8 protein-coding genes and 1 rRNA gene are annotated in these 13836 nt (G+C 70.5%); 6 read left to right on the forward strand and 3 right to left on the reverse strand.

Annotation, left to right across the window (positions count from 1 at the left end):
• Window positions 1-275 precede the first annotated feature (275 nt).
• Together OG251_RS21425 and OG251_RS21430 are read left to right on the forward strand one after the other, a co-directional pair.
• Entirely contained in the window at window positions 276-2387 is a 2112-nt protein-coding gene (locus tag OG251_RS21425; RefSeq protein ID WP_326678694.1) for an asparagine synthase-related protein, read from the forward strand.
• Window positions 2384-2509: a hypothetical protein gene (locus tag OG251_RS21430; protein WP_326678695.1), complete on the forward strand. Its 126-nt coding sequence runs from the start codon at window positions 2384-2386 to the stop codon at window positions 2507-2509. Before OG251_RS21425 ends, OG251_RS21430 begins: the two co-directional genes overlap by 4 nt.
• Here OG251_RS21430 and OG251_RS21435 read toward each other — a convergent pair.
• A complete protein-coding gene (locus tag OG251_RS21435; protein ID WP_326678696.1) occupies window positions 2496-4550 on the reverse strand; it encodes a sigma-70 family RNA polymerase sigma factor in 2055 nt (684 codons plus the stop codon). The genes OG251_RS21430 and OG251_RS21435 overlap by 14 nt on opposite strands.
• A gap of 355 nt (window positions 4551-4905) precedes the next feature.
• The gene (locus OG251_RS21440) at window positions 4906-5781 is read right to left on the reverse strand and encodes a TetR/AcrR family transcriptional regulator (RefSeq protein WP_326678697.1); all 876 of its coding nucleotides are present in this window, start codon (window positions 5779-5781) and stop codon (window positions 4906-4908) included.
• Between the two features lie 344 nt (window positions 5782-6125).
• On the opposite strand from OG251_RS21440, the gene OG251_RS21445 reads away from it, so the two are divergent.
• Together OG251_RS21445 and OG251_RS21450 are read left to right on the forward strand one after the other, a co-directional pair.
• Window positions 6126-7631 (forward strand): NAD(P)/FAD-dependent oxidoreductase, encoded by a 1506-nt coding sequence (locus tag OG251_RS21445; RefSeq protein ID WP_326678698.1) that lies wholly within the window; start codon window positions 6126-6128, stop codon window positions 7629-7631.
• 229 nt (window positions 7632-7860) lie between these two features.
• Complete coding sequence (locus tag OG251_RS21450) at window positions 7861-9642, forward strand: ATP-binding SpoIIE family protein phosphatase (protein WP_326678699.1); 1782 nt, start codon at window positions 7861-7863, stop codon at window positions 9640-9642.
• Here OG251_RS21450 and OG251_RS21455 read toward each other — a convergent pair.
• Window positions 9636-10934: an MFS transporter gene (locus tag OG251_RS21455; protein WP_326681342.1), complete on the reverse strand. Its 1299-nt coding sequence runs from the start codon at window positions 10932-10934 to the stop codon at window positions 9636-9638. The two genes, OG251_RS21450 and OG251_RS21455, sit on opposite strands and share 7 nt — an antisense overlap.
• A 133-nt stretch (window positions 10935-11067) precedes the next feature.
• Between OG251_RS21455 and OG251_RS21460 the strand changes: the two genes are divergently transcribed.
• Both OG251_RS21460 and OG251_RS21465 read left to right on the forward strand, forming a co-directional pair.
• Complete coding sequence (locus OG251_RS21460) at window positions 11068-11625, forward strand: MarR family winged helix-turn-helix transcriptional regulator (protein WP_073722021.1); 558 nt, start codon at window positions 11068-11070, stop codon at window positions 11623-11625.
• 672 nt (window positions 11626-12297) lie between these two features.
• Window positions 12298-13823 (forward strand): 16S ribosomal RNA (locus OG251_RS21465).
• The last annotated feature ends 13 nt before the right edge of the window (window positions 13824-13836 follow it).

Here is a 13836-nt window from a genome sequence, read left to right on the forward strand (position 1 = left end):
CCGCTCGTGCGGGCGGTCAACCGGGCGGCCGCAACGCCGCACCGGCCATTCGGGGCTGACGCTTCGGCTCCACAACACCCGGAAGCCATCGTTCCGTTGCGGATGGGCCGCCGCTCGCCCCCGGGAAGCGGTGCCGGGCCCTTGCCAGGGGCGCATGCTCTTCCGGCGTGCGCTGCCCGTACCCCCTCCCGTACGCCGTTGTCGTGGCAGCATGTCCCGCAGCGGTGTCCCGTTCTCCCTGTGCACCGCTTTGTCCACAGCCTGTGGAGGCGGCGATGCGTTGGTTGGTGGGGTGGAGCAGTATCGCCGCGAGTTTCGGCACCGTCGGCGCGGTCGGTGCCGGCGGGGAGGGGCGCACGGTCCAGCCCGTGGGCTCCCAACTCCTGTGGGGAGACCCCGATCCGCTCTGGGCCGTCGGTGACTGGCGCCCCGACGAGATCCGCGTCATCGACGTCGCGACCCCCGAAGGCGCCCCCACCGCGCGCCTCGCCGTCCTCGGCTGCTGCGGGGCCACCGACGAACAGCTGCGCGTCGGGCTGCTCTCCGCACGCGGCGGGGCGATGCGTCATCTCACCGCCTGGCCGGGCAGTTACACGGCCGTCGTGCAGATCGGCCGCCGGATCACCGTCGCGGGGGACCTGGCCGGAGCCCGGCCCGTATTCCACACGCCCTGGGCCAACGGCACCGCCTACGCCACCGCGGCCCTTCCCCTCGCCGACCTCATCGAAGCCCAGCTGGACATCGGCCATCTCGCCGCCCTGCTCGCCTGCCCCGAGACACCGGAGGCGCTGGGCGACGGCACACCGTACGTCGGTGTGAAGCGGGTCCCGCCGGGACACGCGCTGATCCTGCGCGAGGGCTCGCGCGAGATCACCGGGTACGAGGCGGTGGCCTCGCTCGCCGTCGCGGCACCCCAGGCCGACCCGGTACACGCCGTCGAGGGCGTACGGGACGCGCTCGTCGAAGCGGTACGCGCCCGGCTCACGGCCCCGCGCCACGCCCCGGAAACCCTGCCGCCGGACCCCGGACCGGTGCCCGGCATGGGACCCGCCGAACGCCGGGCGGCGCGCGGCGCACCCGTGCCGGGCGTCGGCTCCGACCTCTCCGGAGGAAGCGCGTCCGCCACCCTCGCGCTGCTGGCCTCCGGACTGCCCGGACTCCCCGGCACCCTCCTCGGCCACGGCACGGAGGCGGGGGAGCGGCTGCTCGCGGTCACCTTCAACGACCTCACCACCCGCGGTCACGAGGACGAACTCGAACGCGCCCGAGCCATCGCCGCCAACCCGCGCCTGCACCATGTGGTGGTCGCGGCGGGCGAGGAGGCACTGCCGTACGCGGCGCTGGACAGCGGCCCGCTCACCGACGAACCGGCCCCTTCCCTGGTCGTCTCCGAGCGTCACCGCCGCCGGCTCGCCGCGGGCAGCGCCGACCACTTCGTCGGCCACGGCGCCCGGCAGGTGCTGGACGCGCACCCGGCCCGCCTCGCCGACCTGCTGATGGACCGGCGCAGACGCCACATCGTGCGCCCCCTGGCGGCCCTCACCAAGGCCGAAGGCCCCGCGGCGCGCTCCCTGTTCGTCCCGCTCACGCTCTACCGCGCGGCGCGGCGGCTGGCCCGTACGTCGTACCGCACCGGCCTGGAGACGGCGGCCGACCGGCTGCCCGACGCCAACCGTTACGCCCCCGACCTCGACACCCCGGCCGATGCCTCGCTCGCCGCCCTCGCCTGGTCGCGCCCCGGACCCGCGGCGCGCTGGCTGACGGGGGAGGCGCTGGCCCAAGTGGCGGTTCGCCTTCAGGAGGCGGCGATCCGGCCGACCTCCGTGCAGCGCCCGGGAGAGGCCCGCGCCCGCGCCGCCCTCGCCCGCAGCGCCGCCGACCACCGCATCCTGGAGCAGGCCGCCGAGGTCCGCAGCCAGCGCCTCCACGCCCCGTTCCTCGACAACCAGGTCGTCCGGGCCGCCCGGGCCCTTCCCGAATCCCTCCGCGTCCAACCGGGCGCACGGGCCGCGATCCTGCGCCGGGTCCTGGGCGGCGCGGGCATCCACGACCTCCCGCCCGGCTGGGGAGCCCCGTCCCAGGCCACCTCGGCCGTCGCCACCCGCACCGGTCTGCGCGCCGCGCTCCCCGAGCTGATGGCACTGTTCGACGCCCCGCTGCTGGCCGACGCGGGCCTGGTCGAGGCACGCGTCGTACGCAAGGCCCTGCGGGCCGCCTCCGAGGGCGAACCCCTCCCGCTGGACGGCCTGGCCGACCTGGCCTCCACGGAACTCTGGCTCCGCCGCCTCCTCGCCCGCCGAGGCACCTGCTGGACGGGCACGGCGGCTCCACGCCAACGCGCGGTGGCGGGCGGAGTGGTCCCTGCCGGACGCACCCTCCAGCCGTGACCGTCCGCGGCCCGGTCCACCGGCGGCCGGTGCTCCGGCTCACCGCTTCCGGCCCGGCCCCGCTCGGTCACCGCTCCCGGCTGCCGCTGTCCGGTCACCGGCGCCGGCTCACCGGCAGCTGATCCTCGACTCCGCCCAGTCGGCCAGACCCACACCGCCGAGCGGCGACTGCGCCTCCACGACGAGCCGGATCGACGACTGACCGCCGATGCCCACGCTCACCGGAACGGCGGGCTCGCCGCCCTCCATGACCGGGGACTGCCACAGCCGGACACCGGCCCCGTCGAAGACGGAGAAACGCACGGAGCCGAGCCCCATCGTCAGATCGTCGATGCCGACCTTCGCCTCGTAGCGGGTGCACTCCCGGTTCAGCTGGATGGTGACCGACGAATTGGCGTGCACCGTCACCCCGGGCGCGTACGAAGTGGACGCGATCGACACCCGGGAGCGCTGCCAGAGCCAGCTGCTGTCGCCGAACACCACCTCGGGCTCGGTGTGGTCCCCGAGCAGGGTGTAGCCGAGCTCGCTGACCTGGTAGACGGTCGGGGCGGGTGGCGGCGGTTTCGGGCTGGGCGGAGGCGTGGGCGTCGGCGCGGGCGGCTTCGGTGCCGGGGGCGTGGGCTTCGGTGTGGGCGTCGGTGTGGGCTCGGGCGTGGCCTTCGGCGGGGGTGTGGGCGTGGGCTTCGGCTTCGGTTCGGGCGGCGGAGCCGGTGCCGGCGGCGCGGGCGCCGCCGGAGGCTTCGGCTTCGGCTTCGGCGGCGGAGCGGGAGACGGCACCACGGGAGCCACCACGGGCGGCTTGGCGACGGGCTTCGGTTCCGGCTGGTCGTCGCCGACCAGCGCCCACACCAGCCCGGCGGCGGCCGCCACGGCCACCGTCGCGGCGATCCCGGCCTTCACCGGTGCCCCGAGCCCTTCCGCGGCGGCACCACCGGCGGCACCCCCGGACGCGCCTCCGCCGGTCGCCGCGGCGGCGGCCCCGGCACCCGCGGCTCCCGCCACGCCGCCCGCGACGATGCCCGCGGCCTTGAGCGAGTACCCGGCGGCGAACCACCCGATGACCGCGACCGGGAGCAGCGCCGGAATCCCGGCGTTCACATGGTCCAGCTCGCCCGCCGCGACCCGGCACCGCGCGCACTCGTCCAGGTGCTTGCGCAGCCCGCGCTCGGCCCGCATCCGCAGACCGCCCCGGGCATAGGCGCCGAGCCGGTCGGCGTACTGGGCGCAGTCGCCGCCCGTCGTGAGCGCCCGGCTCACATGGGCCTGCAAATACGCCTGCTTGAGTCCCTCACGGGCCCGGCTGGCCAGAACGGCCGTGGCGTTGGCGGTCAGACCGAACAGCGGGGCGATCTCGCTCGGCGACTCCTCCTCCACGGTGGTGTGCCACAGCACGGCCTGCCAGCGCTCCGGCAGACTGCGGAACGCCTGCATGGCCATCGTCTGTTCGGCCTCGTGCATCGCCATCACGTCGGCGCCGAGGTCGAGGGTGTCGTCGTCCGACAGCTCGGAGGTACGCGACGCCTGCGCGGCGAACACCGCGAAGTCATCGACCAGATGCTCCCGCTTCGCGCTTTTCGTCCAGGCGGCGGCGACATGGCGGACGGCGGTCATGAGGTAGGCCCGGACGGCTTCCTGCGGCCCCTTGCCGCCGCGTACCGCTTGCAGTGTCCGAGCGAAGACCTCCGCCGTCAGGTCGTCGGCGGTGTGCCCGTCCCGGCAACAGCTGCGGGCGTAGCGGCGCACCGCGCCCGAGTGCCGCCGGAACAGCTCCTCGTACGCGCCGTCGTCACCGGCCCGCATGCCCTGGATCAGCTGGACGTCGGACAGCCCGAGGTCGGCGGAACCACCGCGGCCCTCCCGCTGCGACGGAACGGCGATCCCGGCACTGCCCGCGGGGCCGGTGGAGGAAGAGGGACCTGACGAGGAATCGGACAAGTAAGGGGAGCCGGGTGAGGACAGGCCGCCGGCGGACGGGGCGCTGTCGACCGGCGCGGGCCACGGGCCGGGCAGCACGGTGCCGCCCTCGGCATCGTCGTCCGGCCGTACGCGTCCGGCCTGACTCGGCACCTGCCCCAAGGGCAGCCCACCGGTCTCCGTCCCCGTGCCTCCGCCCGCGGCAGTGATGCCGTCGAGCGGTTCTTCCTGTTGCCCGTCACCGCTCACAGCGGAAGCCCCCGTATGCACCCTTCGGACCCGAACACCGGGCAAGAGTGCCATACGGCCCCGTGGCCGCGAACGGTCAGCCCTGCCAACCACTCATCCGGGGCGTTTTTCCGAATGGGAGCACTAGCCGTCGCCCATTCGGGGAATGCTTCTGGGCGATCTTCAGCCGCCGGGTGCCGGTCGGCCGGGAACCGGGGCCGCCGCACGGGTCCGTCCCGCCCATGCCCGGCCGACCGAAGCCGGCCGACCGGGCCGAACAGACACCCACCGCGCAGAACGCGGTCACGCAGAACGCGGTCACGCGGGACGCGGTCATGCAGACACCGTCACGCAGGACGCGGTCACGCAGACACCGTCACGCGGGACGGGACCGCAGGCCCTCCAGCAGAATGTCCAGCAGCCGTGTCGAAGCGGCCGCCTGCTGAGCGGCGTCGGGCAGCGAAGGCGCGGCCGTGGCGATGACCAGGAGAACGTCGGCCACCGTCACATCACCGCGCAGCTCACCCGACTCCCGCGCCCGGTCCACCAAGCGGCCCACGATCTCCAACAGCTCGGCCGCTCCCGAATCGTCGTCGTCCAGACCGTCCACGGCCGCGGAGCGCTGCGGGACCACCCGGAGATCGGGCTGCCCCGCGCTCTGCCGCTGCTGCGGAACACGCGTCTCGTCGACGATGTCGCCGGAGACCGGACCCACCGCCGAGCCGGGCTCGTCCGCGGCGGCCCCGACCCGCAGCACCTGCGGCGGCAGCAGCCGTCCCGCACCCGACGCCACGGATGTCCGCAGGAAGCGGGAGAGTGCGGACCAGGGCTCCTCCTCCTGCCCGAGAGCCGTCCGCGCCTGCTCGGTCAGCCGGGCGGTCTCCTCCTCGGCTATCCGCCGTACCAGCACGTCCTTGCTCGGGAACCGCCGGTAGACGGTGCCGACCCCGACCCTGGCGCGGCGTGCCACGTCTTCCATCGGAGCGCCGTACCCCAGCTCGCCGAACACTTCACGTGCGGCTCGCAGGACATGTTCCAGGTTGCGCTGTGCGTCCACACGGAGCGGCGCCGAACGCGGCGTGCCCCCGTTGCCTCCGGCCGACGGAACGGTCACGGCCGATCCGACCGGTCCCACCGCCCCGAGCGGTGCCGCCGAACCTATGGTTCCGACCGCCCCCACTGAGCTCAGCCGCCCGTTGCCCTCGGACGAGGACGAGACAGCAGCCTGCCAATGCGAATCCTGAATGTGCATAACTTCCCCCGGTTATGACGTCTCCCCCCGGAGACTTCCCCGCCGTGTCGGTCGGGGAGCGGATCACAACCTAGTCCGAACCCGACACCCCGACGGGTTACGAACATAGTTGAGCCCGGGTCAATTCAGAAGGGGGTAGTTCCGCACGGAGCGCCCCCCGATCGGAGCAAGGGCCGGTTGGTTCCCGATTCCACCCCATCCCCTCGCGCCTCCCGCAAGGTCTGACCTGCGCAACTGCACTGTTCCGCGGTGCGTGGTCCCCGATGGGCCGTCAGGATCCTCCGGTCACACAATTTGCCGGGGCTGTGGACAAACCCCCGACTCCGTTGCGTCATGGGGTGGTGATGGCTCCAGATTCCCGGGGGACGACCCCCGGCACCCGGCCAAGTGTGCGCATTCTCGTCGTCGGCGGCGGCTACGTCGGGATGTACACAGCGCTGCGTCTCCAGCGGAAGCTGAAGCAGAGACTCAAGAGCGGCGACGCCGAGATCGTGGTCGTCACGCCCGAGCCGTACATGACCTACCAGCCGTTTCTTCCCGAAGCGGCCGCGGGCTCGATCTCGCCGCGCCATGTGGTCGTGCCGCTCCGCCGTGTCCTCGGCCAGTGCAAGATCGTCATCGGTGAGGCGCAGCGGATCGACCACGCCAAAAGGACCGCGACCGTCACCACCCTCGCCACCGGCGAGGAGGGCACCGGTGCCGTGGAGATCCGCTACGACGAGATCGTCATCGCCCCCGGCTCCGTATCGCGCACCCTCCCGGTCCCCGGGCTCGCGGAGTTCGGCATCGGCTTCAAGACCGTCGAGGAAGCCATCGGCCTGCGCAACCACGTCATCGAGCAGATGGACATCGCCTCCGCCACGCGCGACCCCGCCATCCGCGACGCCGCCCTGACGTTCGTCTTCGTCGGCGGCGGCTACGCGGGCGTCGAGGCGCTCGCCGAACTGGAGGACATGGCCCGCTACACCTCGCGGTACTACCACAACATCAAGGCCACGGACCTCAAATGGATCCTGGTCGAGGCTTCGGGACGCATCCTTCCCGAGGTCGGCGAGGCGATGGGCACGTACGCCGTCCGGGAGCTGCGCGGCCGCAACATCGACGTACGCCTCGAAACGCGCCTGGACACCTGCGAGGACCGTGTCGCCGTCCTCAGCGACGGCTCCCGCTTCCCGACCCGCACGCTCGTGTGGACCGCGGGCGTCAAACCGGCACCGCTCCTGGCCGCCACCGACCTGCCGCTCACCGAACGCGGCCGGCTCCGGTGCACCGCCACGCTCGGCGTCGAGGGCAACGAACACGCCTGGGCGGCGGGCGACGCCGCAGCCGTGCCCGACCTGACCGCAGCCGAACCGGGCACGGAGACCGCGCCCAACGCCCAGCACGCGGTCCGCCAGGCGAAGACCCTCGCCGAGAACATCCTCGCGTCCATCGACGGCCGGCCGCTCACGGAGTACCGGCACGCGTACGCGGGATCGGTCGCCTCGCTCGGTCTGCACAAGGGCGTCGCCCACGTCTACGGTCGCAAGCTGAAGGGCTACCCGGCCTGGCTGATGCACCGTACGTACCACCTCAGCCGAGTCCCCACGTTCAACCGGAAGGCACGCGTCCTTGCTGAATGGACCCTGGCGGGACTCTTCAAGAGGGAGATCGTCTCCCTCGGCTCCCTGGAACACCCACGCGCCGAGTTCGCCCTCGCGGCGGGCGGCACCGGAAACCACCAGGCCCCCGGAAACCACCAGGCCCCCGGAAACCGTCAGGCACCCGGAAACCGTCAGGCACCCGGCAGCACCCCGCCCCCCGGAAGCGACCCTTCCCAGGGCGACGGACCGCCGAAGACATCCGGCTGAACGGCGACTGTCAGTACGGTCGGTCACACTGGACGTGTGACCATAGGTGGGCCCACGCCTGCACAGAGTGACCCGGCCGACAGTGACCAAAAGTGACCAGCCGCGACGCACCAGCAGCATGACGAGGCCCGGCTGCGCCTTCCCGGGGTCCGGCCCCCGGCGCCCCGATCCAGGCAGAAGATGCAGCCCGCCCGAGCGGACCAGACCGACACACGAGGCCAGAGATTCCGTGAACTTCACGCGTTGGAGCGCCCGCCTTCCCGGAACGCAGCGTCGCGCCGCCGCGCGGGACGACCGCAGTTCCGTACCCGCGGCGCGAGCCGAGTACGCCCGGCCGGAGAACCCGCCCACCCCACCGGACGGCGAGCCCACCTCGCCCCTCCCCTCACCCGCCGAGGTCACCCCCGCCCCGGAACCGGCACCGGTGGTCGCCCCCGCCCTCGACGACCTTTCGGCCCGCGAGATCCTCGGCAGGCTTCCCGCGCCCGTCGCCCTGCTCCACGGCCCCGACCACCGCATCGCCTACGTCAACGACGCCTACGAGGCCGTCTTCGGCCCCCGCCCGTCCGGCGTCCCCGCCGCCGAGGCCATGCCGGAGCTCGCGGAGCTCAGCGTCCTCCCGCTGATGGACCAGGTCTTCCGCAGCGGCACGCCCCGCACGGTCAAGTCCCGCAAGACCGCCGACGGCGGCTCGTACACCGTGACCTGCACCCCCGTGGCCGCCTGGGACGACGCGAGCGAAGAAGAAGGCACAGCGGAGGGGAGGGCGAAGGCGAAACCCAGGGACAAGGAGAAGGACAGAAAGGGCGCGGGCAAGGGCGTGGGAGGCGTCCTCGTGTACGCCGCCGATGTGACCGACCACGCCGAAGCCGCCGAACGGCTCCGCACCAGCGAGCGACGGCACCGCGAAACGGCCGTCACGCTCCAGCGCTCCCTGCTCCCGCAGGAGCTGGAGCAGCCCGATGACCTGCGGATCGCCGCCACCTATCAGCCCGGCGGCACGGACGCGGCCGTCGGCGGCGACTGGTACGACGTCATCACCCTGGGCGCGGGCCGCACCGCCCTGGTGATCGGGGACGTGATGGGCCGAGGGGTCCGCGCCGCCGCAGTCATGGGACAGCTGCGCACCGCCGTCCGGGCGTACGCACGGCTGGACCTGCCGCCCCACGAGGTGCTCCAGCTCCTCGACGGACTCGCCGCCGAGATCGACGCCAGCCAGATCGCGACCTGTGTCTACGCGGTCCACGACCCGAACGAGGGCCTGCTCGTCTACTCCTCCGCGGGCCACCTCCCGATCCTCGTGCGCGACGAGGAAGGCACGGTCCACCGGGCCGCGGACCCCACCGGACCGCCGCTGGGCACCGGTGGCTGGGTGCACACCTCGGGCACGATCCCGCTGCCGCCCGGCTCCACCGCCGTCCTCTACACGGACGGCCTGGTCGAACGGCGCAGCGAGGACATCGACGAGGGAGTGGCCGCCCTGGCACGTGCGCTGTCCGGCGCCAAGGGCTCGCCGCAGGTGGTCTGCGACCGGCTGATCCGTTCCCTCGGGGTGACCGCCGAACACGACGACGACGTGGCGGTCCTGGTGGTCCAGCACCCCGCCCGCACGGGGACGAACGCGGAGCTGTTCCACAACGCGTCGCTCGATCTGCTCGGCGGCATAGAAGCGGCGCCGCGCGCCCGCGCCTTCGCCACCGGCGTCCTGACGTCCTGGCGCTTCCCGGTCGAGCTGTGTGATCTGGGGGTCCTCGCCGCGAGCGAACTCGTGGCGAATTCGCTCCAGCACGGCACCCCGCCGATGCGCCTGGGGCTGCGCCGCACGGACCGCCGCCTGATCATCGAGGTGGCGGACGGTGACGATCACCTGCCGCGCCGCCGCCGCGCCGAACCGGCGGACGAGGCGGGACGCGGCATCTCGATCGTCGCGACGATCGCCTCGTCGTGGGGCAGCCGGCGCACCCCGGGCGGCGGCAAGGCCGTCTGGTGCGAGTTCGCGCTGCCTCAGTGAGCGGCGGCGCGTGCCGCCGCGGGCTCGGTCTCCGGTACGGAAACGGCGACCACCCGCGACGGCACCGCCGCGAGCGACGGCTGATCCTGCAAGGGGGTGAGCCGACGGCCCAGCCGCAGCGCCAGCACGGTGATGCCGAGGGAGAACAGCACGAACGTCACGATGTACGGGCCGTGCAGCGCGGCCCCCATCGGCCCGCCCACGGCCGGACCGACCGCCAGCGCGAGCTGCTTGCACAGGGCGAACGCGGAGTTGTACTGGCCGACCATCGACGCGGGCGCCAGATCGGCGACCAGCGGAGCCACGGTCGGTGACAGCATCGCCTCGCCCAGCCCGAACAGGGCGTACGTCGAGATGAACGCGGCCGTCGCCATGGTCTGGCTCCCGTGCCCGAGCCCCGCGTACCCCGCCACGATCCAGGCGAACGCCCAGATGAGGCCGACCCACGCGATCACCCGGCTGCGCCGCCGCCGCTCGACGAGCCGCAGGACGACGAACTGCGCCACGACGATGACGGCGGTGTTGGCGGCCAGCGCGATACCCAGCGTCGACGGCTGGATCCCGGCGGCCTCGGTCCCGTACGCCGCCAGCCCGGACTCGAACTGTCCGTAGCAGGCGAAGAACAGCACGAAGCCCATCACGCACAGCTGCACCATGGCCCGGTGCGAGAGCAGCGCCCGCAGCCCGCCCTTCGCCGCGGCCCCGTCGCCCGGCCTGGCGCCGGAGAGGGAGGCGGTACGGGGCATCCGCACGCTTCCCGCGACGACGCCGAGCACGATGAACATCACGGCCTCGATCAGGAACAGCAGCGTGAAGCTCGCCGGCCTGCTCGTATCGACGATCTGCCCGCCGACGAGTCCGCCGAGGCCGAGTCCCAGGTTCTGCAGGAAGAACTGTGTGGCGAAGGCCCGCGTACGGGTGGCGGTGCTGGAGCACCACACCAGCATGGTGGCGAGGGCCGGCTGCATGACCGCCGTGCCCGCACCGAGGACCGCGGCCGACAGCACAGCGGTCGTCACACTGCTCGAAAAGCCCAGCGCCGTGGCCCCCGCGGAGGCCACACCGGAGGCGACGACCAGTACGGGCAGCGGCCCGCGCCGGTCGATGATCCGACCGGTGAACGGCAGTACGGCCAGCGCTGCCATGGCGAAGACCGCCAGTACGACCCCCGCCGTACCGGCACCCAGATCCCGCACCTGCGCCACATAGACGTACAGATACGGGACGGTGAACCCGAGGCCGAACGCGCTCAGCGCGCTCCCCACCTGGATCCGCCGCAGCGCTGCGCCCATCTCCCTGGTCACACTCACCTACCTCAAGATCTTGAAGGAATCAGACTCGAAGACTTTAGCACTAAAGTTAGAACCTTAACAATACAGATGGAAGGACTTCGATGGCGATGGAGGGCGTGCCATACTGCCCGCCATGTCTGACACCACCGAGCAGCCCGGCCTCCACGAGCCGAGCCTCGACGAGCAGATCGCCGCCTACCAGCGCGAGTTCCGCGACCTGGACCTCCAGGTCGAACAGGTCGTCTCGGCCCTCGGCCGCCTCAACCGGCGCATGAACGTCGCGTACGGGAGACAGCTCGCCGCCCTCGGCATCAGCAACGCCGAGTGGGAGGTCCTCAAAACCCTCGTCCTGGCCGGCACCCCCTACCGGCTGGGCCCCGGTGAACTCGCGAAGCGCCTCGGTCTCACCCCGGCGGCCATGACCCACCGGATCGACCGCATGGCCGGCGAGGGCCTGGTCACCAGGGACAGGGACGAGAACAACCGCGTCCGCGTCATCGTCGAACTGACCGATGAGGGTCGTACGAAGTGGCTCGAGGCGATGCGCATGGCGAGCGACTTCGAGGAGGACCTTCTCCAGGACCTCTCCGGCGACGAGCGCGGAGTCCTCGGCGAGATGCTGATCAGGCTGCTGCGCCGCGTGGAGCACGCCCAGCCGGACGCGGGCGGCCGGCTCACCGACCTGGACTGACCCCCTCTGCGGGGTCCCACGGCGGGGTTGACACAGTCCCGCCCGATCCGTAAGGTTCTTCGAGTTGTCACGGGGCCGGAACGGTTCTGTGACAGCCGATCCCGCCGCGAACGCGGCAACCAAAACTCAGCACGATCTCCCACCCGGGATAATTTCGGCATGCCGGAATTCATTTCGAGGCTCGATTATGAGCCGCCGGGAGAATCCGCTAGAGTTTGAGCGTCGGAACGGCCCAACAGCCGGGAAGACAAGCCCCGCTGACTGGGAATCAGGCCCGAAAGGATCTGATAGAGTCGGACTCGCCGGAAAGGGAAACGCGAAAGCGAAGAACTGGAAAGCGAAAACTGCTCGGCCCGCTTCGACCGGGAATCGGACACGAAAGAGTCTGATAGAGTCGGAAACGCAAGAACACGAAGGGAAGCGCCCGGAGGGCCCCGGTGAAACGGGACCGAAGGAAGCGTCCGTTCCTTGAGAACTCAACAGCGTGCCAAAAGTCAACGCCAGATATGTTGATACCCCGGCCTGCTTCGGCAGGTTGGTGGTTCCTTTGAAAGTCCTGCCGGGCCCTAGGGTTCCGGTGGGCAATTACACAGCGAGGACGCTGTGAACGACTGGTCTTATTCCGACCGGTCGTTCCGCTCTCGTGATGTGTGTCCCGATTACGGGAAAACATTCACGGAGAGTTTGATCCTGGCTCAGGACGAACGCTGGCGGCGTGCTTAACACATGCAAGTCGAACGATGAAGCCTTTCGGGGTGGATTAGTGGCGAACGGGTGAGTAACACGTGGGCAATCTGCCCTTCACTCTGGGACAAGCCCTGGAAACGGGGTCTAATACCGGATAACACTCCTGCCTGCATGGGCGGGGGTTAAAAGCTCCGGCGGTGAAGGATGAGCCCGCGGCCTATCAGCTTGTTGGTGGGGTAATGGCCTACCAAGGCGACGACGGGTAGCCGGCCTGAGAGGGCGACCGGCCACACTGGGACTGAGACACGGCCCAGACTCCTACGGGAGGCAGCAGTGGGGAATATTGCACAATGGGCGAAAGCCTGATGCAGCGACGCCGCGTGAGGGATGACGGCCTTCGGGTTGTAAACCTCTTTCAGCAGGGAAGAAGCGAGAGTGACGGTACCTGCAGAAGAAGCGCCGGCTAACTACGTGCCAGCAGCCGCGGTAATACGTAGGGCGCAAGCGTTGTCCGGAATTATTGGGCGTAAAGAGCTCGTAGGCGGCTTGTCACGTCGGATGTGAAAGCCCGGGGCTTAACCCCGGGTCTGCATTCGATACGGGCTAGCTAGAGTGTGGTAGGGGAGATCGGAATTCCTGGTGTAGCGGTGAAATGCGCAGATATCAGGAGGAACACCGGTGGCGAAGGCGGATCTCTGGGCCATTACTGACGCTGAGGAGCGAAAGCGTGGGGAGCGAACAGGATTAGATACCCTGGTAGTCCACGCCGTAAACGTTGGGAACTAGGTGTTGGCGACATTCCACGTCGTCGGTGCCGCAGCTAACGCATTAAGTTCCCCGCCTGGGGAGTACGGCCGCAAGGCTAAAACTCAAAGGAATTGACGGGGGCCCGCACAAGCAGCGGAGCATGTGGCTTAATTCGACGCAACGCGAAGAACCTTACCAAGGCTTGACATATACCGGAAAGCATCAGAGATGGTGCCCCCCTTGTGGTCGGTATACAGGTGGTGCATGGCTGTCGTCAGCTCGTGTCGTGAGATGTTGGGTTAAGTCCCGCAACGAGCGCAACCCTTGTTCTGTGTTGCCAGCATGCCCTTCGGGGTGATGGGGACTCACAGGAGACTGCCGGGGTCAACTCGGAGGAAGGTGGGGACGACGTCAAGTCATCATGCCCCTTATGTCTTGGGCTGCACACGTGCTACAATGGCCGGTACAATGAGCTGCGATGCCGCGAGGCGGAGCGAATCTCAAAAAGCCGGTCTCAGTTCGGATTGGGGTCTGCAACTCGACCCCATGAAGTCGGAGTTGCTAGTAATCGCAGATCAGCATTGCTGCGGTGAATACGTTCCCGGGCCTTGTACACACCGCCCGTCACGTCACGAAAGTCGGTAACACCCGAAGCCGGTGGCCCAACCCCTTGTGGGAGGGAGCTGTCGAAGGTGGGACTGGCGATTGGGACGAAGTCGTAACAAGGTAGCCGTACCGGAAGGTGCGGCTGGATCACCTCCTTTCTAAGGAGCACTT

This window comes from Streptomyces sp. NBC_01237, assembly GCF_035917275.1.
Classification (GTDB): Bacteria; Actinomycetota; Actinomycetes; order Streptomycetales; family Streptomycetaceae; genus Streptomyces.